The 23,183-nt window shown below is 70.5% G+C and carries 22 protein-coding genes; 17 read left to right on the top strand and 5 right to left on the bottom strand.

Annotation, left to right across the window (positions count from 1 at the left end):
• The first annotated feature begins 5 nt into the window (after window positions 1–5).
• The 4 genes from ACFVV0_RS11260 (at window position 6) to ACFVV0_RS11245 (ending at window position 3,416) form a co-directional block, all read left to right on the top strand.
• On the top strand, window positions 6–434 hold the full coding sequence (locus ACFVV0_RS11260; protein ID WP_387062594.1) for an Lrp/AsnC family transcriptional regulator: 429 nt from the start codon (window positions 6–8) through the stop codon (window positions 432–434).
• Between the two features lie 137 nt (window positions 435–571).
• Window positions 572–1,756 carry a thiolase family protein gene (locus ACFVV0_RS11255; protein WP_387062591.1) on the top strand — a complete coding sequence of 395 codons (1,185 nt, stop codon included), beginning with the start codon at window positions 572–574 and terminating at the stop codon, window positions 1,754–1,756.
• Window positions 1,756–2,493, top strand: coding sequence for an enoyl-CoA hydratase/isomerase family protein (locus ACFVV0_RS11250; RefSeq protein WP_387062588.1), 738 nt, complete (start codon window positions 1,756–1,758; stop codon window positions 2,491–2,493). The genes ACFVV0_RS11255 and ACFVV0_RS11250 overlap by 1 nt, the downstream gene beginning before the upstream one ends.
• On the top strand, window positions 2,490–3,416 hold the full coding sequence (locus tag ACFVV0_RS11245; RefSeq protein ID WP_387062585.1) for a 3-hydroxyacyl-CoA dehydrogenase family protein: 927 nt from the start codon (window positions 2,490–2,492) through the stop codon (window positions 3,414–3,416). The genes ACFVV0_RS11250 and ACFVV0_RS11245 overlap by 4 nt, the downstream gene beginning before the upstream one ends.
• On the opposite strand, the gene ACFVV0_RS11240 is transcribed toward ACFVV0_RS11245, so the two are convergent.
• Window positions 3,394–3,795, bottom strand: coding sequence for a PaaI family thioesterase (locus tag ACFVV0_RS11240; protein WP_387062583.1), 402 nt, complete (start codon window positions 3,793–3,795; stop codon window positions 3,394–3,396). The two genes, ACFVV0_RS11245 and ACFVV0_RS11240, sit on opposite strands and share 23 nt — an antisense overlap.
• A gap of 39 nt (window positions 3,796–3,834) precedes the next feature.
• On the opposite strand from ACFVV0_RS11240, the gene paaZ reads away from it, so the two are divergent.
• Complete coding sequence (paaZ, locus tag ACFVV0_RS11235) at window positions 3,835–5,898, top strand: phenylacetic acid degradation bifunctional protein PaaZ (protein WP_387062581.1); 2,064 nt, start codon at window positions 3,835–3,837, stop codon at window positions 5,896–5,898.
• 29 nt (window positions 5,899–5,927) lie between these two features.
• On the opposite strand, the gene ACFVV0_RS11230 is transcribed toward paaZ, so the two are convergent.
• Window positions 5,928–6,572: a TetR/AcrR family transcriptional regulator gene (locus tag ACFVV0_RS11230; RefSeq protein WP_387062578.1), complete on the bottom strand. Its 645-nt coding sequence runs from the start codon at window positions 6,570–6,572 to the stop codon at window positions 5,928–5,930.
• Window positions 6,573–6,653: 81 nt separating this feature from the next.
• On the opposite strand from ACFVV0_RS11230, the gene paaA reads away from it, so the two are divergent.
• From paaA to ACFVV0_RS11195, 7 genes are all read left to right on the top strand, one after another.
• Window positions 6,654–7,658, top strand: coding sequence for a 1,2-phenylacetyl-CoA epoxidase subunit PaaA (paaA, locus tag ACFVV0_RS11225; RefSeq protein ID WP_387062575.1), 1,005 nt, complete (start codon window positions 6,654–6,656; stop codon window positions 7,656–7,658).
• Window positions 7,658–7,972, top strand: coding sequence for a 1,2-phenylacetyl-CoA epoxidase subunit PaaB (gene paaB, locus ACFVV0_RS11220; protein ID WP_387062571.1), 315 nt, complete (start codon window positions 7,658–7,660; stop codon window positions 7,970–7,972). Before paaA ends, paaB begins: the two co-directional genes overlap by 1 nt.
• 14 nt (window positions 7,973–7,986) lie before the next feature.
• The gene (gene paaC, locus ACFVV0_RS11215) at window positions 7,987–8,811 is read left to right on the top strand and encodes a 1,2-phenylacetyl-CoA epoxidase subunit PaaC (protein ID WP_387063551.1); all 825 of its coding nucleotides are present in this window, start codon (window positions 7,987–7,989) and stop codon (window positions 8,809–8,811) included.
• On the top strand, window positions 8,808–9,302 hold the full coding sequence (gene paaD / locus ACFVV0_RS11210; protein WP_387062568.1) for a 1,2-phenylacetyl-CoA epoxidase subunit PaaD: 495 nt from the start codon (window positions 8,808–8,810) through the stop codon (window positions 9,300–9,302). The genes paaC and paaD overlap by 4 nt, the downstream gene beginning before the upstream one ends.
• A gap of 16 nt (window positions 9,303–9,318) precedes the next feature.
• A complete protein-coding gene (paaE, locus tag ACFVV0_RS11205) occupies window positions 9,319–10,407 on the top strand; it encodes a 1,2-phenylacetyl-CoA epoxidase subunit PaaE (protein ID WP_387062565.1) in 1,089 nt (362 codons plus the stop codon).
• Window positions 10,408–10,441: 34 nt separating this feature from the next.
• Window positions 10,442–11,212: an enoyl-CoA hydratase/isomerase family protein gene (locus ACFVV0_RS11200; RefSeq protein WP_387063548.1), complete on the top strand. Its 771-nt coding sequence runs from the start codon at window positions 10,442–10,444 to the stop codon at window positions 11,210–11,212.
• 78 nt (window positions 11,213–11,290) lie between these two features.
• The gene (locus ACFVV0_RS11195) at window positions 11,291–12,706 is read left to right on the top strand and encodes an LLM class flavin-dependent oxidoreductase (protein WP_387062563.1); all 1,416 of its coding nucleotides are present in this window, start codon (window positions 11,291–11,293) and stop codon (window positions 12,704–12,706) included.
• Between the two features lie 455 nt (window positions 12,707–13,161).
• On the opposite strand, the gene ACFVV0_RS11190 is transcribed toward ACFVV0_RS11195, so the two are convergent.
• Both ACFVV0_RS11190 and ACFVV0_RS11185 read right to left on the bottom strand, forming a co-directional pair.
• Entirely contained in the window at window positions 13,162–14,502 is a 1,341-nt protein-coding gene (locus ACFVV0_RS11190; protein ID WP_387062560.1) for a hypothetical protein, read from the bottom strand.
• A gap of 77 nt (window positions 14,503–14,579) precedes the next feature.
• Window positions 14,580–15,980: a peptidoglycan DD-metalloendopeptidase family protein gene (locus ACFVV0_RS11185; RefSeq protein ID WP_387062557.1), complete on the bottom strand. Its 1,401-nt coding sequence runs from the start codon at window positions 15,978–15,980 to the stop codon at window positions 14,580–14,582.
• Window positions 15,981–16,209: 229 nt separating this feature from the next.
• On the opposite strand from ACFVV0_RS11185, the gene lepB reads away from it, so the two are divergent.
• Window positions 16,210–16,872, top strand: coding sequence for a signal peptidase I (gene lepB, locus ACFVV0_RS11180; RefSeq protein ID WP_387063545.1), 663 nt, complete (start codon window positions 16,210–16,212; stop codon window positions 16,870–16,872).
• Between the two features lie 18 nt (window positions 16,873–16,890).
• Here the strand turns inward: lepB and ACFVV0_RS11175 are convergent, their stop codons facing one another.
• On the bottom strand, window positions 16,891–17,844 hold the full coding sequence (locus ACFVV0_RS11175; RefSeq protein WP_387062554.1) for a siderophore-interacting protein: 954 nt from the start codon (window positions 17,842–17,844) through the stop codon (window positions 16,891–16,893).
• A 97-nt stretch (window positions 17,845–17,941) separates the two neighbouring features.
• Here ACFVV0_RS11175 and ACFVV0_RS11170 point away from each other — a divergent pair, with 97 nt between their 5' ends.
• The 4 genes from ACFVV0_RS11170 to araA all read left to right on the top strand — a co-directional run bounded on the left by ACFVV0_RS11170 (window position 17,942) and on the right by araA (window position 22,981).
• Window positions 17,942–18,952, top strand: coding sequence for a LacI family DNA-binding transcriptional regulator (locus ACFVV0_RS11170; protein ID WP_387062551.1), 1,011 nt, complete (start codon window positions 17,942–17,944; stop codon window positions 18,950–18,952).
• 164 nt (window positions 18,953–19,116) lie between these two features.
• Window positions 19,117–20,763 (top strand): xylulokinase, encoded by a 1,647-nt coding sequence (locus tag ACFVV0_RS11165; RefSeq protein ID WP_387062548.1) that lies wholly within the window; start codon window positions 19,117–19,119, stop codon window positions 20,761–20,763.
• Window positions 20,760–21,464 (top strand): L-ribulose-5-phosphate 4-epimerase, encoded by a 705-nt coding sequence (locus tag ACFVV0_RS11160; RefSeq protein WP_387062545.1) that lies wholly within the window; start codon window positions 20,760–20,762, stop codon window positions 21,462–21,464. Before ACFVV0_RS11165 ends, ACFVV0_RS11160 begins: the two co-directional genes overlap by 4 nt.
• Window positions 21,464–22,981, top strand: coding sequence for an L-arabinose isomerase (araA, locus tag ACFVV0_RS11155; RefSeq protein ID WP_387062542.1), 1,518 nt, complete (start codon window positions 21,464–21,466; stop codon window positions 22,979–22,981). Before ACFVV0_RS11160 ends, araA begins: the two co-directional genes overlap by 1 nt.
• Window positions 22,982–23,183: the final 202 nt, after the last annotated feature.

The raw sequence follows: 23,183 nt of genomic DNA, 5'->3' as shown, positions 1-23,183 counted from the left end.
CCACCATGGACGACATCGACTCGAGGATCATCGAAGCTCTGCGCGCCGACGGGCGGGCCTCGATCACAGCGGTCGCAGAGGCCGCGCACGTCTCGCGCGCGAACGCCTATGCGCGCCTCTCCCGGATGCTCGACGACGGGGTGATCACGGGATTCACGGCGAAGGTCGATCCGGTGCGCTCGGGCCGGGGATCGTCGGCGTACGTGACGCTGCGGGTCGAGCAGGCGAGCTGGCACGAGTTGCGGGACCGGCTGCGCGGCATCCCCGAGGTGGAGCATTTCGCCCTCGTGGGCGGGGACTTCGACGTGATCCTGCTGGTGCGGGCGCGCGACAACGAGGATCTGCGGCGGCTGGTGCTGGAGACGCTGCCGGGCATCCCGTCGGTGCGCGATACGAAGACGTCGCTCATCTTCGAGGATCACGACACTCGCTGACACTCGCTGACGCGATGCCCCGCGGCGAGTTGTGGCGAGCGGCGGGGTCTGCGAGGATGACTTTCTGAACGTTCGTTCGGTAAATACGCCGATCGGCCGATCACGTGTGTGGACCGAGACCGTCGAGGGAGACGAGCATGACGGAGGCGTACCTGGTAGGCGGGGTCCGCACCGCTGTCGGCCGGTACGGCGGGGCTCTCGCGGGCATCCGACCCGACGACCTCGCGGCCCTCGTGGTCGCCGAGGCCGTACGCCGGGCGCGCGTTGATGCGCAGACGATCGACGAGGTCATCCTCGGTGCCGCCAACCAGGCCGGCGAGGACAACCGCAACGTCGCCCGCCTGAGCGTGCTGCTGGCGGGGCTGCCGGATGCGGTGCCCGGCGTCACGGTCAACCGGCTCTGCGCATCCGGTCTCTCGGCGGTCACCATGGCCGCGCAGAGCGTGCGGGCCGGGGACGCGGACGTGGTGGTCGCCGGCGGGGTCGAGTCGATGACCCGCGCGCCCTGGGTTCAGGCGAAGCCCGAGAAGGCGTTCGCCAAGCCCGGAGCGCAGTACGACACGTCGATCGGGTGGCGTTTCACCAATCCGCGGTTGACTGCTCGGGAGAAGGCGACGTTCTCGATGCCGGAGACGGCGGAGGAGGTGGCCCGGCTCGACGGGATCACCCGCCAGGATGCGGACGCCTTCGCCCTCGAGAGCCACCGCCGGGCGGCGGCCGCCACCGACGCGGGCCGGTTCGCCGACGAGATCGTGGCCGTCGACGGCGCCCGCGGCCCCGTCACGGTCGATGAGGGGATCCGGCGCGACACCAGTCCGGAGGCGCTGGCCGCGCTCAGACCGGTGGTCGCCGGCGGCAGCGTCGTCACGGCCGGCAACTCGTCCCCGCTCAACGACGGCGCCTCGGCGCTCGTGGTCGCGAGCGCCGAGGCCGTGGAGCGCTACGGACTGATCCCGCGCGCTCGGGTGGTGGTCGGCACCAGCGTCGGGCTGCCTCCGGAGATCATGGGGCTCGGTCCCGTGCCCGCCACCGAGAAGGCTCTCGCGCGCAGCGGGATCGACCTCGCCGACATCGGCAGCGTCGAGCTCAACGAGGCTTTCGCGAGCCAGGCTCTCGCGTGCATCCGCCGGCTCGGCCTCGACCAGGGGCGGGTGAACGCGGACGGGGGCGCCATCGCACTCGGTCACGCGCTCGGCTCGAGCGGGTCGCGGTTGCTCGTCACGCTGCTCGGGCGTATGGAGCGCGAAGACTCCCGCTACGGGCTCGCGACGATGTGCGTCGGCGTCGGACAGGGTTCCGCGATGATCCTGGAGCGGGTGTGATGCCGGCCCTGCTGATCGAGATCCTCGGCGACCGGATGGTCGTCACGCTCAACCGCCCCGAGGTGCGCAACGCGATCGACCAGGCGATGGTCGACGAGCTGCACGAGGTGTGCGAACGGCTGGAGCGCCAGCCGCGCATCCTCATCCTCGCCGGCGCGGGCGGCGTCTTCGCGTCGGGAGCCGACATCGGCGAACTCCTCGAACGGCGGGCGGCGGATGCGCACCGCGGCATCAACGCCGGCCTCTTCGTGCGTATCGCGGCCCTCCCGATGCCGGTGATCGCCGCACTGGACGGGTACGCGCTCGGCGGCGGAGCGGAGCTCGCCTACGCGGCCGACTTCCGGATCGGAACGGCGCGGCTGCGCATCGGCAACCCCGAGACCGGCCTCGGGATCATCGCGGCCGCGGGCGCCCTGTGGCGGCTCCCCGAGCTGGTGGGTGAGCCGCTCGCGGCGGAGATCGTGCTCGCCGGACGCATCCTCACCGGCGAGGAGGCCCTCGCCGTTCACCTCGTCACCGAGCTGCACGAGCCGAATGCGCTGCTCGCCGCCGCCCACGCGCTGGCCGACCGCATCGCCGCCAACGACGTCCTCGCGACCCAGTACACGAAGGCGGTGCTGCACGCCCGGCGCGACGAGCATCCACGTGCCGAGCAGGAGGCCCAGGCCGAACTCTTCGAGTCGCCGGAGAAGGTGCGGCGGATGACGGAGTTCCTGCAGCGGAGGACTGAGCGGTGACGGAGAAGGCCGGGACGGGAGCGGGCACGGGGACGGGCGCGACCGCCGTTCCCGAGCGGGTCGGCGTGATCGGGGGCGGCCGGATGGGCTCCGGAATCGCGCACGCGTTCCTGCTCGCCGGAGCGCACGTCACGGTCGTCGAGCGCGACCCGGATGCGGTCGGCGCGGCGCGGGAGCGCATCCGGCGCTCGGTCAGGGCGAGTGTCGAGCGCGGCCGCGCCGAACCGACGAGCGCTGTGGAGGTCTCGACGGACTGGGACGGTCTCGGCCCGTGCGGACTGGTGATCGAGGCCGTGCCCGAAGACCGTGCGCTGAAGTCGGAGGCGCTGCAGCGGGCCGAGAGCCTGCTCGGCGACCGTGCTGTGCTCGCCACGAACACGTCGTCGATCTCGATCGACGAACTGGCCGGCGGGATCGCCCGGCCGGGGGCCTTTCTCGGCCTGCACTTCTTCAACCCGGTTCCCGCGTCGTCCCTCGTGGAGGTCGTGTTCGGCACGGCGACGGCCCCCGACGTGATCGGACTGGCGCAGGGCTGGGTCGCGGCGATCGGCAAGACGGCGGTGACCGTGCGGGACTCCCCCGGGTTCGCATCCTCGCGGCTCGGCGTTCTGCTCGGGCTCGAGGCGATCCGGATGGTCGAGGAGGGTGTCGGGACCCCTGCCGACATCGACGCGGCGATGGTGCTCGGGTACGGGCATCCGGTCGGTCCGCTGAAACTCAGCGATCTGGTGGGGCTGGATGTGCGGCTCGGCATCGCCGAGTACCTGCGCGACCGCCTCGGTCCGCGCTTCGAACCGCCCGAGCTGCTGCGGCGGATGGTCGCCGACGGGCACCTGGGGCGCAAGTCCGGGCGCGGCTTCTACGAGTGGCCGGACGCCGGGTCCGAGGCCCCCGGCGCGGCTACCGCTCCGGGGAATCGATGATGAGGTTCGTGATGCGCGCCGTGCAGATGCGGCGGCCCTCCTCATCCGTCACCACGATCTCGTGCGAGGCGATCGTGCGGCCGAGCTTGATGGCCGTCGCGACGCCGGTGACGAGTCCGCTCCGCGCAGACGCGTGGTGCGTCGCATTGATGTCGACGCCGACCGCCGTGCGTCCCGGCCCCGCGTGGATCACCGCCGCCCATGACCCGAGCGCCTCGGCGAACGCGACCGACGCGCCGCCGTGCAGCAGCCCGAACGACTGGCGATTGCCCTCGACCGGCATGGTCGCCACGACGCGTTCCGCGGACTGCTCGAGGATGCGCACACCCATTTTCTCGTCGAGCTCGCCGAGCTCGATCGTCCAGTCGCCGTCGGCCATGCGCACAGCATACCCAGCCGGCACCGAGGAGGTTTCGCGATGACGCTGCAGAGCATCCTGCCCAGCTATGTAAGAGGTACGTGGTGGACGCCCGACACGGACGCGGGTGCCGTCGAGGTGCGGGATGCCTCCACCGGCGCACTGGTCACCCAGGTGAGCACGGCCGGGCTCGACCTCGGGCGTGCGCTCGACTACGCGCGCACGGTGGGGCAGGCGTCGCTCGGTGCGCTGACGTTCCACCAGCGTGCGATGCTGCTCAAGCAGCTGGCGCAAGCGCTCACCGCGCGCAAGGACGAGCTGTACGAGCTCTCGAGCCGCGCCGGTGCGACGAAAGCCGACTCGTGGGTCGACGTCGACGGCGGCATCGGAGTGCTCTTCACCTATTCGTCGAAGGGGCGCCGCGAGCTGCCGAACTCGCAGGTCTACGCCGACGGACCCGCCGAGAACCTGTCGAAGGACGGTTCCTTCCTCGGCCAGCACGTCTACACCCGGCTGCCGGGGGTGGCCGTGCAGATCAACGCGTTCAATTTTCCGGTGTGGGGGTCGCTCGAGAAATTCGCGCCGGCCTTCCTCGCCGGGATGCCGACCGTCGTGAAGCCGGCGACGCCGACCGGATATGTCGCGGAGGCCTTCGTACGCATCCTCGTCGAATCCGGGCTGCTGCCCGAGGGATCGCTGCAGCTGATCTCGGGGAGCGTTCCCGACCTGTTCGACCATCTGCGGCTCGGCGACCTCGTCGGATTCACCGGCTCGGCGTCGACGGCCGAGAGGCTGCGTTCGCACGACTCGGTGCAGACCGGCGGCGTGCGGTTCACCAGCGAGACCGACTCGATCAATGCGTCGGTGCTCGGCGCGGATGCGGTGCCCGGCTCCCCCGAGTTCGACGCGTACGTCAAGCAGCTCGTCGTAGAGCTGACCTCGAAGGCCGGCCAGAAGTGCACGGCCATCCGCCGAGCGATCGTGCCGTTGCCGTTCGTCGGCGAGGTGATCTCCGCGGTGCAGTCGCGGATCGAAGAGCGGGTCGTGGTCGGGGATCCGCGGGCGGACGGCGTGACGATGGGACCCCTGGCCTCGCAGGCGCAGCGCGACGAGGTCCTGCGGCAGGTCCTCCGGCTCGTGGATGCGGGCGGCGAGCTCGTGATCGGCGGACTCGACCAGCCCTCCGTCGTGCGTGCGGACGGCACCCGCGGCACAGCGCCCGAGGGCGCGTTCGTCACCCCGCTCGTGCTCCGGTTCGCGGATGCGGAAGCCGAGGAGGTGCACACGGTCGAGGCGTTCGGGCCGGTCGCGAGCATCCTCGGCTACTCGGACACGGCGGATGCGGCCCGGCTCGTCGCACGCGGCGGCGGATCGCTCGTGACCAGCGTCGCCACCCACGACACGGGGATCGCACGCGACCTGGTCATGGGCCTCGCGCCCTACAACGGGCGCGTGCTGGTGCTCGATCGCGACGATGCTCGAACCTCGACCGGCCACGGCTCCCCGGTTCCGCACCTCGTGCACGGCGGGCCGGGACGCGCCGGCGGCGGCGAAGAACTGGGCGGAATCCGCGCGGTGCTCCACCACATGCAGCGCACGGCATTGCAGGGCTCGCCCACGATGCTGACCGCGATCACCGGAGTCTGGCATCAGGGCGCAGCGGTGCAGGAGGGGGCACCGCATCCGTTCCGCAAATCGCTGGCCACGCTCGCGATCGGCGACCAGCTGCTCTCCGAGCCCAGGGAGGTCACGCTCGAGGACATCGAGCACTTCGCCGAGTTCACGGGCGACAGGTTCTACGCCCACATGAACGAGGAGGCGGCGGCCGCGAATCCGTTCTTCCCCGGCCGGGTGGCGCACGGGTACCTGCTGGTGTCGTTCGCGGCCGGGCTGTTCGTCGACCCGGACGTCGGTCCGGTGCTCGCGAATTACGGGCTGGAGAACCTGCGGTTCGTGACGCCGGTGTCACCTGGGGACAGCATCCGGGTCGCCCTCACTGCGAAGCAGATCACCCCGCGCGAGACCGACGACTACGGGGAGGTGCGGTGGGATGCCCTGATCACCAACCAGCACGACGCCGTCGTCGCCACGTACGACGTGCTCACTCTCGTCGCGAAGTCCTGATTCGCGTCATTCACCTCATCGAGGGAGGGTCAGCGGGGAGTGCGGAGGCCGTCGAGGGCGAGGGCGAGGATGTCGTCGGCGAGGTCGGCGGGTGACTCCGGGCCGTCCGGGCGGTACCACTCGACGATGGAGTTGATCATGCCGAAGAGGAGGCGCGAGACGATTCCGGGGTCGATGTCCGCACGCAGGGAACCCTCGTCGCGGGCTTCGACGACGAGTGCGGAGACCGCGCGGTCGAAGGCGCGGCGGCGGGCGAGGGCGGCGCGTTCCACCTCGGTGTTCCCGCGCACGCGAAGCAGGAGCGTGACGTACGGCACCTTGGCGGTCAGCACGTCCACGGCGCCCCGCAGCACGTAGGCGAGGCGGTCCGCGGCGCGGCCGGTGGTGGCGCCGGGCTCGCGGAGCACGCCCTCGAGGCCGTCGAGTGCTTCGTCGACGGCCAGTTCGAGCAGCTCGTCCTTGGAGGAGACGTGGTGGTAGATCGCCGACTTGGAGAGGCCGAGACGGTCGGCGAGCATCCCGATGGAGGTGGCGTCGTAGCCGTGCTCGTTGAAAGCGGCGACGGCGACCTCAAGGATGCCGCGCTGGTCGTAGCCGGGGCGTCCGCGACGCAGGGCGCGTTCGGCCGCGGGCGCGGCAGCGGGCGTCTCGATGGCGGTGGTCTTCTCTGGCATGTCGCCTCCAGTGTGGCATGCGCCCGCCCCGTCGGGATATACTTACCGAACGATCAGTCGGTAATTCGAGGAAGGTCGACGATGACCACCGCAACCGCGCGCACGGACGCGCCAGAAGCCCAGCACCAGGGGCAGCAGCGCTTCGACGAGCTCATCGGCTCCGACTCCCGGGTGGAGCCGCGCGACTGGATGCCCGACGACTACCGCAGGTCGCTCATCCGGCAGATGTCGCAGCACGCCCACTCCGAGATCATCGGGATGCAGCCGGAGGCCAACTGGATCACGCGCGCCCCCAGCCTCAAGCGCAAGGCGATCCTGATGGCGAAGGTCCAGGACGAGGCCGGTCACGGCCTGTACCTCTACTCCGCCACGCAGACCCTCGGCATCACGCGCGACGAGATGACCGAGCAGCTGATCGCCGGCAAAGCCCGCTACTCCTCGATCTTCAACTACCCGACGCTCAGCTGGGCCGACATGGGCGCGATCGGCTGGCTGGTCGACGGCGCCGCGATCTGCAACCAGGTTCCGCTGTGCCGCGCGTCGTACGCCCCCTACGGCAGGGCGATGGTGCGCATCTGCAAAGAGGAGTCCTTCCATCAGCGGCAGGGGTTCGAGATTTTGCTCCAGCTGATGCGCGGCACGCCTGCGCAGCAGGCGATGGCCCAGGATGCGGTCGACCGCTGGTACTGGCCCTCGCTGATGATGTTCGGCCCGCCCGACGACGACTCGCCCAACTCCGCGCGCTCGATGGCGTGGAAGATCAAGCGGTTCTCGAACGACGACCTGCGTCAGCGGTTCGTCGGGATGCTCGTGCCGCAGGCCGAAGCGCTCGGGGTGACCCTGCCCGACCCCGACCTGCGCTGGAACGAGGAGCGGCAGGCGTACGACCTCGGCCCGATCGACTGGACCGAATTCCAGGAGGTGCTCGCCGGCCGCGGGCCGTGCAACGCGCAGCGGATGCAGCGTCGCCGCGACGCCCACGACGAGGGCCGTTGGGTGCGCGAGGCGGCTGCGGCCTATGCCGCCGCGGAGGCCGACCGCGCCGAAGAGGCCCGTCGCGCCGAACAGACGGGAGCGGTCGCCTGATGTCGGCCCCCGGCACGCCCGACGCCGCGCATCCGGAGACCTGGCCGCTCTGGGAGGTCTTCGTGCGGTCGAGTCGCGGTCTCAGCCATGTGCACGTCGGCTCGCTGCACGCGCCCGACGAGACGATGGCCGTGCGCAATGCGCGAGACCTCTATACCCGTCGCAGCGAGGGCGTCTCGATCTGGGTGGTCCCCTCCGATGCGATCACCGCGAGCGATCCGGATGCGAAGGGCTCGTTCTTCGAATCCCCCGCCGGCAAGAACTACCGGCACGCCACGTACTACACGGCGAGCGAGGGGGTGAAGCACCTGTGACCGACGACCCCGGCATGGACGCCGTCGAGGCGGCACACGGTCACGTCGAACTGACCGCGGTCAGGCTCTCCGACGAGTTCGTCACGAGCGACGCGAAGGCGAGCGAGGACGTCGCCGAGTACGCCCTCTGGCTCGGCGACGACTCCCTGATCCTCGCCCAGCGCCTCGGCGAGTGGATCTCCCGCGCCCCCGAGCTCGAAGAGGATGTCGCGCTCGCGAACATCGCGCTCGATCTGCTCGGGCACGCGCGTTCGCTGCTCCGCTACGCGGGCAGCGCATCCGGGCGCAGCGAAGACGACCTCGCCTACTGGCGCGACGAACACGAGTTCCGGTCGGCGCACCTGTTCGAGCAGCAGAACGGCGACTTCGCGCACACGATCGTGCGGCAGTTCGCCGTGTCGCACTACATGTTCGAGCTCTACGCGCGGTTGCGCGCCTCCGCCGACCCGGTGCTCGCGGCGATCGCGGCGAAGGCGGTCAAGGAGGTCGACTACCACCGCGACCACGCCGACCAGTGGATGCTGAGACTCGCGCTCGGCACCGACGAGTCGCGCCGCCGTCTGGTCACCGCCCTCGCCGACCTGTGGCCGTCGGTGGACGAGCTGTTCGTTGACGAGCCCCTGAACGATCGGCTCGAGGACATCGCGCCACGGCCGTCGAGCCTGCGGCCGGCGTTCGACGCGAGCATCGAGCCGGTGCTCCGCCGGAGCGAACTGGAGCTGCCGGCGACGTTCGTCGCTTCCGGAGGCGGTCGTCGTGGGCAGCACTCCGAGTACCTGGGGCCGCTGCTGGCCGAGCTGCAGGTGCTCGCTCGACAGCATCCGGGAGCCAGCTGGTGACCGGCCACTTCGCGGACGCGACACGAGCGTGGGACACGGCCGCCGCGGTCATGGACCCGGAGGTCCCGGTGCTCACGATCGACGACCTGGGCATCCTGCGCGAGGTCACGGTCACCGACGACGGCGTCGAGGTGGTCGTGACTCCGACCTACAGCGGCTGCCCCGCGATGGACGCGATCCGTGAGGATGTCGTGCACGCTCTCGCCGACGCGGGATTCGGCAACGTCACCGTGCGGCTCACGCTGTCGCCCGCCTGGACGACCGACTGGATCAGCGATGCCGGAAAGGCGGCACTCGAACGCTTCGGGATCGCCCCGCCGACCGGGCGCGCGGCCGTCACCGGCCCCGTGGGGCTGCGGCTCGCCGTGAAGTGTCCGCACTGCCAGTCGCTCGACACCCGTGAGCTCTCCCACTTCGGGTCGACAGCGTGCAAGGCGCTCTACGAGTGCCGCGCATGCGGTGAGCCGTTCGACTATCTGAAGCCCTTCTGATGCGGGAGGAGCTCTAGTGCCCCGCGCCCGCTTTCACACACTCGCGGTCGCCGAGGTGCGGCCCCTGACCTCGGCAAGCGTCGAGGTCACCTTCGCCGTTCCGGACGACCTGCGCGGCGAGTACGACTACCTGCCGGGCCAGCACGTCGCGTTGCGCGCGACGGTCGGTGGTCACGAACTGCGGCGCAGCTACTCGATCTGCCGGCCGCCGACGCCGGGCAGCATCAGCGTGGCGATCAAGCGGGACCTCGGCGGGGCGTTCTCCACCTGGGCGACGAGCGAGCTGTCCGCGGGCGACCGGATCGACGTGATGAGTCCGCAGGGCACGTTCACGACCGACCTCGGCGCGCTCGACGGCAAACACGTGGTCGGTGTCGCGGCCGGCTCGGGGATCACGCCGCTCATGTCGCTGGCGCACAGCATCCTCGCCGCGTCGGACACCAGCCGCTTCACGCTCGTCTACACGAACCGCACGGCGATCGACGTGATGTTCCTCGACGAGCTCTCCGACCTGAAGGACCGGTACCCTGCCCGGCTCGCACTGCACCACGTGCTCTCGCGGGAGCAGCGGTCGGCCCCCCTGCTGTCGGGCCGGATCGACGAAGAGCGCCTGCGCCGGATGCTCGACCTGCTCATCCCGCCGGCCACCGTCGACGAGTGGTTCCTGTGCGGACCGTTCGAGCTCGTGCAGCTCTGCCGGGATGTGCTGGAGTCGCTGGAGGTGCCGCGCACGCGCATCCACTTCGAGCTGTTCACGACCGGTGAGCCCGGGCAGGTCACGGGCGATCACGGCCGCCCGGTGATCGCGCACGAGGGCGACAGGACCGTCGAGATCGAGTTCTCGCTCGACGGCCAGACGTCGACCGTGACCACGCCGGTCGACGCGAACGAGTCGGTGCTGAACGCCGCGCTGCGCGTACGACCGGATGTGCCCTTCGCGTGCGCCGGTGGCGTGTGCGGCACCTGCCGGGCGCGACTGGTGTCTGGAGATGTGCGGATGACCGAGAACTACGCGCTCGAGCCGGAGGAGCTGGAACGCGGCTACGTGCTCACGTGCCAGTCGCATCCGCTGACCGACAGGGTGGTGGTCGACTATGACGTCTGAGAGCACCACGGAGGAATCCACGGAGGAGACCACGATGATCGACCTCGCCATCGCCGACGGGATCGCCCGCATCACGTTGAATGCGCCGTCGAAACTCAACGCGCTCGACGAGCCGGCGCTGCGCGACCTCGATGCAGCGTATGCGACCGCCGAAGCGGCGGGAGTGCGGGCCCTCGTGCTGCGCGGCGAGGGACGCGCGTTCTGTGCCGGGCGCGACATCGCGGGGGTCGATCCTGCCACCGATGACGTGAGGGGCATCCTCGACGATCTGGTCACCCCGCTCCTGCGGCGGATCAGCGCCTTTCCGGCGCCGACCTTCGCAGCCGCACAGGGGGCGTGCCTCGGCATCGGGCTGGGGCTGCTGATGGCGACGGACGTCGTGTACGTGGCCGACTCGGCGAAGATCGGCTCACCGTTCGCTGCGCTCGGCGCACTGCTCGATTCGGGCGGCCACTCCCTCTTCGTCTCACGGCTGGGAGCACACAAGACGCTTGACCTGGTCTATACCGGTCGGCTCATGTCGGGTACCGAGGCGGTCGAGTCCGGACTATTCAGCCGGGTGCTCCCCGCCGCCGAGCTGCAGGACACGGTGGATGCGGCCGCCGCGGCCGCCGCATCCGGGGCCACTGCCGCTCTTGTCGCGTCGAAGGCGATCGTGCGCGCCCTCCGCGACGAGCAGCTCGCGCTGTGGGACTCGGTCGCCGCCGAGAACGCCGCCCAGGCGGCCCTGCGTGACACGGCCGACTACCGTGAGGGATTCCTCGCCTTTCAGGAGAAGCGGCCGCCCCGTTTCACCGGGCGCTGACGTCGCCGGGCACTGACCGCGTTACGGCATGTTGCGTTCCGGATGCGTGGCCCGTCCGCGTGCCGCATCCTGGACCATATGACCCGTCAGATCCGTTTCAACGCGTTCGACATGAACTGCGTCGCCCACCAGTCCTCCGGCATGTGGCGCCACCCCGACGACCAGGCCTGGCGGTACAAGGACCTCACCTACTGGACCGAGCTCGCCAAACTGCTCGAGCGCGGGGCGTTCGACGGCATCTTCATCGCGGACGTGCTGGGCACGTACGACGTGTACGGCGGCTCGAACGAGGCGGCCATCCGGCACGGTGCCCAGGTTCCCGTGAACGACCCGGTGCTGCTCATCTCGGCGATGGCGCTCGTGACGGAGCATCTCGGATTCGGGGTCACCGCTGGGACCGCGTACGAGCATCCGTACCCCTTCGCCCGCCGCATGTCGACGCTGGACCACCTCACGAACGGCCGCGTCGGCTGGAACGTCGTGACCGGCTACCTGCCGTCGGCCGCGCGGAACATGGGCAATGAGGACCAGCTCGAGCACGACGACCGCTACGACCACGCCGATGAGTACCTCGAGGTGCTGTACAAGCTGTGGGAGGGTTCGTGGGAAGACGACGCCGTCATCCGCGACCGCGAGACCGGGGTCTTCACCGACCCGGCCAAGGTGCACGAGATCGGACACAAGGGCAAGCACTTCACCGTGCCCGGAATCCACCTCAGCGAGCCGAGCGTGCAGCGCACGCCGGTGATCTACCAGGCCGGTGCATCGAGCCGCGGGATCGGTTTCGCCGCTGCGAACGCGGAGGCCATCTTCGTCGCCGCCTCCACGAAGGAGGGCCTGAAGGCGACCGTCACGAAGATCCGCGACGGTCTGGAGGCTGCGGGACGAGACCGCTACGCCGCCAAGATCTACACCCTGCTGACGATCATCACCGACGAGACCAGCGAGAAGGCCCAGGCGAAGTACGAGAACTTCCTGGATTACGCCAGCCCCGGGGGCGCCCTCGTGTTCATGTCGGGCTGGATGGGCGTCGACCTCTCGAAGTACGACCTCGACGAGCCGATCGGCAACGTGAAGAGCAACGCCATCCAGTCGGTGGTCGCCAACTATCAGCGCGCCAACGAGGACGGCAGCGAGTGGACCGTGCGGGACATCGGCCGCCTCGGCGCGATCGGCGGCCTGGGCCCGTTCATCGTCGGCTCGGGCTCCGAGATCGCCGATCAGCTGCAGCAGTGGGTGGAGGACACCGACGTCGACGGCTTCAACCTGGCCTACGCGATCACGCCGGGCACCTTCGAAGACGTCGTCGAGTTCGTCATCCCCGAGCTGCGCAAGCGCGGTGCCTACCCCGAGGACTACGTGCCGGGCAGCCTCCGTCACAAGCTGCACGGCGCCGGCGACCGGCTCCCGGCCGACCACAAGGGCTCGCGCTATCGCGTGGGCGCCGCGGCGAGCACCGTGAACGAGACGGCCGCAGGCTCGACCGCACGCTAGGCCGCACAGGACTGGACTGTACGTTCTACCTATCGCCGCCTGTCATGCAGCGGGACAATCGATCCCAAGGCGGCATATTCTGGCTTCGAATACGTGCCGACCGGCCCGGCGCCTGACGCGAGGGTAACGCGTGGGCGCCGAGGCTTGTCCGTCTTCTTCGCCACTCGCGCGCTGCGTCTTTCTTCGCCCGCCCGCGCACAATGAGGGGTCGCAACACGCCGCCTCGCGATGCCGCGCCCGGATGAGGGGTGCGGCCACCCCCCCCGGCCGGGCCCGGCGGGCGCGCGCGGGGGCGCCGCCACCGAAACAGCCGGCCCAGCCCCGCCCGCCCCGCGCCCCCGGCGGCGGAGGGGGGCGCGCCCCCCGGCGGCGGGGGGGGGGGGGGGGCCGGGCCCCCCCCCCACCCCTCATTCAGACACGGCGACCGGCGAGAAGCGCCGGGCACGCGCCGCGGGTCAGGAGACGCGGGCGGAGAGCAGCCGGTTGACCGCGGCGAGCGGGATCGGCAGCCAGGATGGGCGGTGCCGCGACTCGTAGGTGACCTCGTACACGGCCTTGTCCAGTTCGAACGCATCGAGCAGCGCCGCGTGGTCGGCGACGGCGGACCCGGCGACAGCGGCGTAGCCGTCGAGGTAGGACTGCCGCGCCCGTGCAGCCCAGGCGGACACCTCGATGGGCGGGTCGCGGCGGGCGAGCGATCCGGCGACGTAATCGAAGGAGCGGAGCATCCCGGCGACGTCCCGCAGGGGCGCATCCGGAAGCGCTCGCTCGGCCAGCGGACGCAGGGGCTCGCCCTCGAAGTCGATGAACTGCCAGCCACGCTCAGCCGAGAAGAGCACCTGACCGAGGTGCAGGTCGCCGTGGATGCGCTGCAGCAGCAGATTCTGCGACTGCGCCGCGAGCTCGTACACCGCGGCGATCTCCGCCCGCGACGCAGCGATGACGGGAACCTCGGTGCTGGCGATGGTAAGTCGCTGGAACATGCCGTCGAGCGCGAGCGCGACATCCTCTCGCATCGCCGGCTTGGTCGGCAGCACCGCGGCCAGCTGTGTATGCAGTTCGGCTGTTCCGGCTCCCAGCGCGAATGCCCGCTCCTGGAAGTCCTCACCGCGCTCCGCCGCGCTCACCGCGAGCTCCCAGCCGTCTTCGGCGCCGGTCAGAAAACTCTGCACGAGGGCGAGCTCACCGGATGCACGGCCCAGCCCGTCCGGCCGCGGCCAGCTCCCCGACACCCAGCCGTGCAGCTCAGGCGTGCGGCGCGATCCGCCGGTGGTGAGTGCCGCCAGGGTGGAGACGTCGGGATTCGCCCCGTCCTGAACCACGCGGAAGACCTTGATCAGCACGAGAGTCCCGTCGTCGAGCTCGCCGACGATCGAGGTGTTCGACTGCTCCCCCGTGAGCCTGCGCGAGGAGTGCAGAGTGAGCGGGTCGCCGATGCGGTGACCGCGAGCGGACGCTGCGCCGCCCTCCGTGCGTCCGATGCCGGCGATCAGCTCGACGAGCGACGACACGTAGGCCTCATCGGCCGGTCCGTCGTAGAGCTGACGGCCGCCCGCCTCGCCGATGTACGCTGCGGGATCGCCCTCACGGCCGACCCTGGCCACGACCGGCACCTGGTACACGCGCGGCAGCCTCGGGGCGTCGTCGGCGAAGAAGTGGGTGATCGCGCGCGCGCCGTCCGGCGCGGGTTCGGCTTCGAACGAGGCGAGCAGGCGCAGGCGTGGTTCGACGCTCTTCGTCGAGTACCAGCGCTGGAGCCGCATCCATGACCCGACGAGCTCGGTGAGTTCGGTCATGTCTGCAACCTACGCCCAGGATCGCGGAATGGCCCAGAGACTCTGGGACAGCACCCAGGGTCCCGACGGCAGCGGAGTCAGTGCCCGCCGAGCGCCACCCCGCGTGCGGCCATGAACGGCAGCGGATCGATCTGCAGCCCGGCGATCCGCACCTCGAAGTGCAGGTGGCAGCCGGTCGAGGCGCCGGTGGTTCCGACGCTGGCGATCTGCTGTCCGGCGGCCACGGCCTGGCCGGCGGTCACCGCGAGGCCCCCGTCGACGATGTGGCCGTACGCGGTCTGCACGCCGCCGCCATGGTCGATGAGCACGAAGTTGCCGTAGCTTCCGTTCCAACCGGCCTCCACGACGACTCCCGCGCTCGCGGCGAAGATCGGGGTGCCGCAGCTCGCACCGATGTCGTCGCCTGCGTGGAAGACGGCGGTTCCCGCCGGGCGGGAGGGGCGGGGTCCGAAGACGTCGGTCAGGGTTCCGTGAACCGGCAGCGCCCATCCGGAGGCGTCGGCCGGCACGCTCAGCAGCGCCTGCCAGCCCACATCCGCCAACTGCAGCGTGGGCAGCTCGTCCAGGGCGCTGGCCGCGGCATCGACCTGGGCTTGAGCGGTGGCGACCGCCGACTCGCTCGCCCCGACGTCCACACCGGCGGCCGTGCCGGCGGCGGCGCTCGCCTGGTCGCGCAGCTTCTCGGCCGTTCTGGCATCGGCCGAGGCCTCTTTCATGGCCGCGCCGACGGATGCGCTCGCGCGGTTGAAGCGGTCGACGGCGCCGAGTTTCTGCAGCAGATCGCCGGGCGAGGCGAGGGCGGACGCCAACGGGTCGGCCGCCAACGATCTCGTGTCGTGCGCACGAAGGAGGGCGACGGCGGACGCCGCGGAGGCCGCGGCCGTCTTCTCGGCGGCGGCGGCGTGCTTCGCGAGCATGTCCGCGGCCGCCTGCGCCCGATCCTTCTCGCGCTGGGTGCCGCGAGCGGTGTCGGTCGCCGTGGTGAGCGTCTCTTGGGCGTCCGCCAGACGGCTGGCGAGCTGCGCCGCCTCCACCACCTGTGCGCGATCGAGAGTGAATCCGCTGGAGAGCACCGGGGAGGGGGCGAGCGGGATGTCGTCGGTCGGAACGGGGACCGGCGCCGGCGTGGGCGTGGGCGAGTCGGTCGGGGTCGGCGTCGGAGTCTGCGTCGGAGTTTGCGTCGGGGTCGGGGTCGGCGTCGGCGTCGGGGTGTCTGTCGGCTCAGGGGTCGGGGTCGGAATCAGCGTCGCGGTCGGATCGGGACTGGGCACCGGAACCTGGGTCGGAGCCTGCGACGGCTGCGGTGCCTGTGTGCGCTGCGGATCGGGCGTGGGCGTCTGCTGCGCGCATCCGGAAGCCCCGCCGGAGCAGTCATCGGCGAACGCCGCGGACTGAGCACCGAGTGACAGACCGGCCACCAGCACGGCGACGGCGCAGAGCCGGGTAGCGCGGCGCGGTCCTCCGCGTCGTGACTCCATTTCTGGACGCTCGAACCGGTTCGGCATGGTCACGCGTTTCTCCCGACGGGGCGCCGGGAGTCTCGTTCTTTGATGGTCTCACCGGCAGGTTGGCGAAACAAGGGAATGCCTGTCACCCGTTAGGGAGTCGCATGCATCTCCCAGCATCCACCCGGTACCGTGTACGACTGTGACCGAGACTGCCGCCACGCCCCGCCGCCGCCGCCGTGGCGGGAAGAAGGCCACCTGGATGACCCTGCTGCGCGACGTCCTGGTCATCTTCGTCGTGGCCGTGCTCGTCTCGTTTCTGATCAAGACGTTCGTCGCCCGCTCCTTCTACATCCCGTCGGGATCGATGGAGAACACGCTGCAGATCAACGACAGGATCATCGTCAACGAGCTGCAGCCCAAGGTCTTCCCGCTGCAGCGCGGCGATGTCGTCGTGTTCAAGGATCCGGGCGGCTGGCTGCCTGCGCAGCCTCCGGTCGCGACCAACCCGCTCTCCGCGGTGCTCGACTTCGTCGGCCTCAGCGCGTCGGACAGCGACCAGCACCTCGTGAAGCGCCTGATCGGACTGCCGGGAGACACGATCACCTGCTGCAACGCCCTCGGCCAGATGAGTGTGAACGGCGTTCCGCTCAAGGAGCCGTACGTCCTGCTGCCCGCCGGCGTCGAGGCCGTGTCCCGTGACGACTTCTCGGTGACCGTGCCACCCGGCAAGATCTGGGTCATGGGCGACAACCGCTACAACTCGGCCGACTCCCGGTACCACCAGAACGACCCCGGCAAAGGGTTCGTGCCGCTGGATGACGTGGTGGGCCGGGCGTTCGTGCTCAGCTGGCCCGTCAGCCACTGGACGTGGCTCGACGATTATTCGAATACGTTCAGCGGCGTGCAGAACGCGAAGGGCTGAGGCCGGCCCCGCCGGGAATCAGCCCTGGCTCTCGGACTTGCCGAGCCGCCAGTACCCCATGAACGCGACGCGACCGCGGTCGACGCCGTTGTGCGTGACCAGCAGTCGGCGGATGGTCTTGACGGTTCCCGACTCGCCCGCGATCCAGGCGTACAGCCCGCTCGGGGCGTGCTCCGGCAGCTCCCACAGCGTCTCGACGTCGATGTCGATGTCGTCGAGCGACTGCGCACGCGCCGCTGCGGCCGCGTCGACGGTCTCCGGATGCTCTGCCACCCAGCGCTCGACGGCCGGCACCAGCGCGCAGCCGTTCGCGCCACCGGCGCGGTCGAGCCAGGTGACCGAGAACTGCCCGGGCAGCTCGAGCGGAAGCCGGTCGGCCGCATCCGGAACCTCGATGAAGGCGTGCACCCGGCGATCGGCGGGCAGCGATTCGAGGATGGACGCGATGGCGGGCGCGGCGGTCTCGTCACCGACGAGCAGCAGGTCGGTCGCGTCGCCCGGGTTCCAGTCGATGCCCTGGGCGGAGTCGATGCTCCGCGCATCCGGTCCGACGATGATCACCTCGTCACCCTCGGCCGCGGAGGCGAGCCAGCGTGCGGCCGGACCGCCGTCGCCGTGAGCGACGAAGTCGACCTCGAGCCGCCGCGCAACTTGGTCGACGCCGCGCACCGTGTACGTGCGGATCGGGCAGCGTTGTTCGTCGGGCAGGGAGCGCCACTGACCGTACCAGTCGCCCGAAGCCAGCGATTCGTCGTCGTCCACGCCGAGGCCGGAGAGTGAGCCGTCCTCGAGCGGGAACACGATCTTGATGCGCTGGTCGAGGCGGTCGGTGCCGAAGATGTCGAAGTCGGGAGACTCGAAGGTGATTCGCGTGAAGTGCGGCGTCAGCTGGACGACCGTGGCGACCTGTGCCCGGTACGGACGATACGCGGGGCAGGCGATCTTGACGATCGGCGACGCGACGAGACTCACACAGGCACCTTCCACTCCCCGGCTGAACTTAGGTAAGGCTACACTAACCATCGCGTCGGGCGCCTCCGGGATTCGTCGCGGCCATTATGGTGAGACCGTGGACAGCTCGGAGAAGAAGGCCGGAGTGCGAGAGGTCGCCGCCCTGGCGGGAGTGTCGCGACAGACGGTCTCCCGGGTCGTGAACGACCACCCCAGCATCCGGGACAGCACCAAGCTGCGCGTGCTCGCCGCCATGGAGGAACTGCAGTTCCGGCCGAACAGGGCGGCACGGATGCTGTCCACCGCACGCTCGAACACGATCGGCATCCTCGCACTGTCGTCCTCGGCTCTGTACGGGCCGGCGAGCAGCATCGACGCGGTCGAGAGTGCGGCCCGCGACGCCGGATACTTCGTGGCGATCGCCCACCTCGCGTCGATCGACGGCGACGAGATCGAGGCCGCACTCGACCACCTGATGGCCCAAGCGGTCGAGGGGATCGTCGTGGTCGCTCCCCAGCGTCGGGTGCTGGATGCGATGCGCGATGTGGCGATCGTCGTCCCGTCCGTGACGCTCCACGGCGCCGAGGACGCGGACGGAGCGGACGGCGTCTTCGTCGACCAGACGGAGGGGGCGCGGATGGCCGTGCGGCACCTCGCCGGGCTCGGTCACCGGGTGATCGCGCACCTCGCCGGACCCCAGGACTGGGCCGAGGCCGGTGCGCGCCGCGACGGATTCCTGCAGGAGGCCGACGCCGCCGGCCTGCGCGCGGTCGTTTCGGCTCCCGGTGACTGGACCAGCGCATCCGGGTACCGCATCGGCGCCGAACTGCTGACGGACCCGGCGATCACCGCCGTGTTCTCCTCGAACGACCAGATGGCGCTGGGCGTTCTGCACGCGGTGCGGGTCAGTGGCCGCGACACACCGGGTGACGTCAGCGTGGTCGGTTTCGACGACATCCCCGAGGCCGCGTACTTCGCCCCGCCTCTCACCACGGTGCGCCAGGACTTCGCGGAGCTCGGGCGCACCTGCGTCGGCCGCCTGCTGGCCGCCATCGAGCAGCGTCCGGTGCCGGCAGACCCCGTCATCCAGCCTCAGCTCATCGTGCGCGCCTCCACCGGGCGCGCCTGAGCGTCGTGAGCCGCTGAGTCGCGCCGGATCGACCTTCGTCGCGACCGGGAGGGTCGATTTGGCGCGACTCACGCACGGGCCCCGACTTGACACCGGCCGCCCGTGACGTCGTATGCTCGACGGAGACACAATTTGTGACCGGTCACAACGAGGTGAGGACGACTATGGCTGCCGACGGCTCCGACGTACCAGCGCGCGGGCGCGACGCACGCGACGCCATCGCGAGCGGGCGCACCACCCTCGGCATCGAGCTGGGGTCGACGCGCATCAAGGCCTGCCTGGTCGACGCCGCCGACCCGTCGACGGTGCTCGCGGTCGGCTCCCACGAGTGGGAGAACGAGTACAGCGACCGGATGTGGACGTACTCCCTCGACGCCGTCTGGTCGGGGCTGCAGGCCGCATACGCCGACCTGGTCGCCGACGCGGAACGCCGCCAGGGTGTGCGGCCCGAGACCTACTCCGCCATCGGCGTCTCCGCGATGATGCACGGCTATCTGCCGTTCGGCGCCGACGACGAGCTGCTCGTCCCCTTCCGCACCTGGCGCAACACCACCACCGGCCCCGCGGCGGCGGAGCTGACCGAGCTGTTCGACCTGAACATCCCGTTGCGCTGGTCCATCGCCCACCTGCACCAGGCGGTCGTGGACTCCGAGCCCCACGTCGGGCAGGTGACGTTCCTCACCACGCTGGCCGGATACGTGCACTGGCGCCTCACCGGCCGCAAGGCCATCGGCGTTGGCGACGCGTCCGGGATGTTCCCGATCGATCCGGCGACCGCGGACTACGACGCTCGGCTCGTCGAGCGCTACGACGGACTCGTCGCCGCACGGATGCCGGACTTCCGCCTTGCGGACCTCCTGCCCGAGGTGCTGGTCGCGGGGCGGTCCGCCGGTGAGCTGAGCTCGGACGGCGCAGCGCTCCTCGACCCGACCGGCTCGCTGCGCCCGGGGATCCCGTTCTGCCCGCCGGAAGGCGACGCGGGCACCGGGATGGTGGCGACGAGCGCGATCGCCCCGCGCACCGGGAACGTCAGCGCAGGAACCAGCATCTTCGCGATGGTCGTCCTCGAACGTCCTCTGGCGAACATCCACCACGAGATCGACATCGTCACCACGCCGGCGGGTGATCCGGTCGCCATGGTGCACTGCAACAACGGGGCGAGCGAACTCGCGGCGTGGACGGGCCTGTTCTCCCGATTCGCGGCGATCACCGGCGCTCCCCTCGAAGCGGATGCCGTGTACGACGCTCTGTTCCGCGAGGCGCTCGACGGCGACGCCGATGCCGGGGGCCTGCTCGCATACAACTACCTCGCGGGAGAGCCGATCACAGGCCTCGATGAGGGCCGCCCGCTCGTGGTCCGAACGCCGGACAGCCGGCTCACGCTGGGCAGCTTCATGCGGGCCCAGCTGTACGGAGTCTTCGGCACGCTCGCCCTCGGGATGCGCGTGCTCGCAGACGAGGGCGTCGCTCTGGACCGGATGTTCGCCCACGGCGGGATGTTCCGCACCGCCGGAGTGGCGCAGCGCTTCCTCGCCGGCGCACTCGATGCCCCCGTGTCCGTGTCGGAGACAGCATCCGAGGGCGGCGCCTGGGGCATCGCCGTGCTGGCCGCATACCTCTTCGGCTCGGCGGACTCCGACCTCGACGGCTTCCTGCAGGAGAGGGTCTTCGGCGGGTTCGAGCTCGAGACGACGGAACCGCATCCCGACGATGTCGCGGGATTCGGCGCCTACCTCGAGCGCTACCGCGCCGGCCTGGCGGTCGAACGCGCCGCCGTCGAGTCGATCGCACCGAAAGGAACCGCATTGTGACCAGCGACCTCGAAACACCGCAGGTCAGGGCCGTCCGCGAACAAGTGGCGGCACTGCACGGCGAACTCACCCGCAACGGGCTCGTCGTCTGGACGGGCGGCAACGTCTCCGGCCGGGTGCCGGGCGCCGACCTCTTCGTGATCAAGCCGAGCGGTGTCGACTACGACGACCTCGCGCCCGAGAATATGATCCTCTGCACCCTCGACGGCGCGGTCGTACCGGGGTCGCTCGGGAGCGAGCGGTCGCCATCGAGCGACACCGCGGCGCACGCATACGTCTATCGCCACCTGCCCGAGGTCGGCGGTGTGGTGCACACGCACTCGACCTATGCCACCGCGTGGGCTGCCCGAGCCGAGCCCATCCCCTGTGTCATCACAGCGATGGCCGACGAGTTCGGAGGCGACATCCCGGTCGGACCGTTCGCGATCATCGGCGACGACTCCATCGGCCGGGGCATCGTCGCGACACTCACCGGCCACCGCTCGCGCGCCGTCCTCATGCAGAACCACGGCGTCTTCACCATCGGCCGCGACGCCCGCGACGCCGTCAAGGCCGCCGTGATGGCGGAGGACGTGGCCCGCACCGTGCACATCGCGCGTCAGGGCGGACCGCTCGTCCCCATTCCTCAGGAGGCTATCGACAGCCTCTTCCACCGCTACCAGAACGTCTACGGGCAGAGCCCGGAAGGAGCCATCAGCTGATGCCGAAACCCACCACCACCCTCGACCACTACGAGGTCTGGTTCCTCACCGGCAGCCAGCACCTGTACGGTCCCGAGACGCTCCAGCAGGTCGCCGACCAGTCGCGGGCGATCGCCGACCAGCTCGCCGCGTCGCAGGATGTGCCCGTGCGCGTCGTGTGGAAGCCCGTGCTGACCGACGCCGACGCGATCCGCCGTATCGCCCTCGAGGCCAACGCGGACGACTCGGTCATCGGTCTCATCGCATGGATGCACACCTTCAGCCCCGCGAAGATGTGGATCGGCGGACTCCAGGCGCTCCAGAAGCCGCTGCTGCACTTCCACACGCAGGCCAATGTGGAGCTGCCGTGGGCGGAGATCGACTTCGACTTCATGAACCTCAACCAGGCCGCGCACGGCGACCGCGAGTTCGGCTACATCGCATCCCGCCTCGGAGTGGCACGCACGACCGTCGTCGGACACGTCAGCGACGCCCGCGTCACCGCCCGCATCGGTACGTGGATGCGCGCAGCCGCCGGATGGGCCGCCGTGCGCTCCCTGAAGCTCGCCCGCTTCGGCGACAACATGCGCTTCGTCGCCGTGACCGAGGGCGACAAGACGGAGGCCGAGGTGCGCTTCGGCGTCCAGGTGAACACGTGGAGTGTCAACGAGCTCGCGGATGCGGTCGCAGCCGCCTCCGAGGCCGACATCGACGCCCTCGTGGCCGAATACGAAGAGCTGTACGACGTCGCGCCCGAACTGCGCGCGGGCGGCGAGCGCCACCGGTCCCTCCGCGACGGCGCCGCGATCGAGCTCGGCCTGCGCTCCTTCCTGGAGGCGGGCGACTTCGGGGCGTTCACGACCAGCTTCGAAGACCTGGGCTCGCTCACGCAGCTCCCCGGCCTCGCCGTGCAGCGGCTCATGGCCGACGGCTACGGTTTCGGCGCCGAAGGCGACTGGAAGACGGCCGTCCTGGTGCGCGCAGCGAACGTGATGGGTGCCGGCCTGCCGGGCGGGGCATCCCTCATGGAGGACTACACCTACGACCTCACCCCGGGCGCGGAGGTCATCCTGGGCGCCCACATGCTCGAGGTCAGCCCGACGCTCACGAGCAGCACACCGACCCTGGAGGTGCACCCGCTCGGCATCGGCGGGAAGGACGACCCGGTGCGGCTCGTCTTCACCGCCGACCCGGGTCCTGCCGTGGTCGTCGCCCTCAGCGACATGCGCGACCGCTTCCGCCTTGTCGCCAACGTCGTCGAGGTCGTCGCGCCCACCGCCGCCCTGCCGAAGCTCCCGGTCGGCCGTGCAGTGTGGAAGCCGGCACCCGACTTCACGACCTCGGCCACCGCCTGGCTCGAAGCGGGCGGAGCACACCACACGGTCATGTCGACCGCTGTCGGCGTCGAGGCGTTCGAGGACTTCGCCAGGATGGCCGAGAACGAACTGGTCATCATCGACGAGTCGACCACGCTCCGCGAATTCGCCAAGGAGCTCCACTGGAACGCGGCCTACTACCGCCTCGCCCGCGGTATCTAGCCCTCCGGTCGTACCCGAACTCGCGCAGCTCGCGCAGCTTGCGCAGCACCGAGTCGCGGGGGGGGGGGGGGGGGGGGCGGGGGGGGGGGGGGGGGGGGGGCGGGGGGCGGGGGGGGCCCCCCCACCTCTCCCGGCGCGGCGGGACCGCCCCGGACCCGCCCGCCCCAGCCCCGGTCGGCGCCGACGAGGCGCTGACCGTGCT

The organism is Leifsonia sp. NPDC058230 (assembly GCF_042882245.1).
Classification (GTDB): domain Bacteria; phylum Actinomycetota; class Actinomycetes; order Actinomycetales; family Microbacteriaceae; genus Leifsonia.
The sequence above is the reverse complement of the archived record's forward strand: the minus strand, read 5'-3'. Positions and strand labels throughout refer to the sequence as shown.

What these genes read in the sequence shown, in the direction of transcription:
- paaA (WP_387062575.1), top strand. Translation starts at nt 6,654, where the DNA reads ATGACCACCGCAACCGCGCGCACGGACGCGCCAGAAGCCCAGCACCAG.
- ACFVV0_RS11230 (WP_387062578.1), bottom strand. Translation starts at nt 6,572, where the DNA reads ATGCCAGAGAAGACCACCGCCATCGAGACGCCCGCTGCCGCGCCCGCG.
- ACFVV0_RS11250 (WP_387062588.1), top strand. Translation starts at nt 1,756, where the DNA reads ATGCCGGCCCTGCTGATCGAGATCCTCGGCGACCGGATGGTCGTCACG.
- ACFVV0_RS11200 (WP_387063548.1), top strand. Translation starts at nt 10,442, where the DNA reads ATGATCGACCTCGCCATCGCCGACGGGATCGCCCGCATCACGTTGAAT.
- paaB (WP_387062571.1), top strand. Translation starts at nt 7,658, where the DNA reads ATGTCGGCCCCCGGCACGCCCGACGCCGCGCATCCGGAGACCTGGCCG.
- ACFVV0_RS11195 (WP_387062563.1), top strand. Translation starts at nt 11,291, where the DNA reads ATGACCCGTCAGATCCGTTTCAACGCGTTCGACATGAACTGCGTCGCC.
- paaZ (WP_387062581.1), top strand. Translation starts at nt 3,835, where the DNA reads ATGACGCTGCAGAGCATCCTGCCCAGCTATGTAAGAGGTACGTGGTGG.
- ACFVV0_RS11185 (WP_387062557.1), bottom strand. Translation starts at nt 15,980, where the DNA reads ATGGAGTCACGACGCGGAGGACCGCGCCGCGCTACCCGGCTCTGCGCC.
- araA (WP_387062542.1), top strand. Translation starts at nt 21,464, where the DNA reads ATGCCGAAACCCACCACCACCCTCGACCACTACGAGGTCTGGTTCCTC.
- ACFVV0_RS11190 (WP_387062560.1), bottom strand. Translation starts at nt 14,502, where the DNA reads ATGACCGAACTCACCGAGCTCGTCGGGTCATGGATGCGGCTCCAGCGC.
- lepB (WP_387063545.1), top strand. Translation starts at nt 16,210, where the DNA reads ATGACCCTGCTGCGCGACGTCCTGGTCATCTTCGTCGTGGCCGTGCTC.
- ACFVV0_RS11260 (WP_387062594.1), top strand. Translation starts at nt 6, where the DNA reads ATGGACGACATCGACTCGAGGATCATCGAAGCTCTGCGCGCCGACGGG.
- ACFVV0_RS11255 (WP_387062591.1), top strand. Translation starts at nt 572, where the DNA reads ATGACGGAGGCGTACCTGGTAGGCGGGGTCCGCACCGCTGTCGGCCGG.
- ACFVV0_RS11165 (WP_387062548.1), top strand. Translation starts at nt 19,117, where the DNA reads ATGGCTGCCGACGGCTCCGACGTACCAGCGCGCGGGCGCGACGCACGC.
- paaC (WP_387063551.1), top strand. Translation starts at nt 7,987, where the DNA reads ATGGACGCCGTCGAGGCGGCACACGGTCACGTCGAACTGACCGCGGTC.
- ACFVV0_RS11240 (WP_387062583.1), bottom strand. Translation starts at nt 3,795, where the DNA reads ATGGCCGACGGCGACTGGACGATCGAGCTCGGCGAGCTCGACGAGAAA.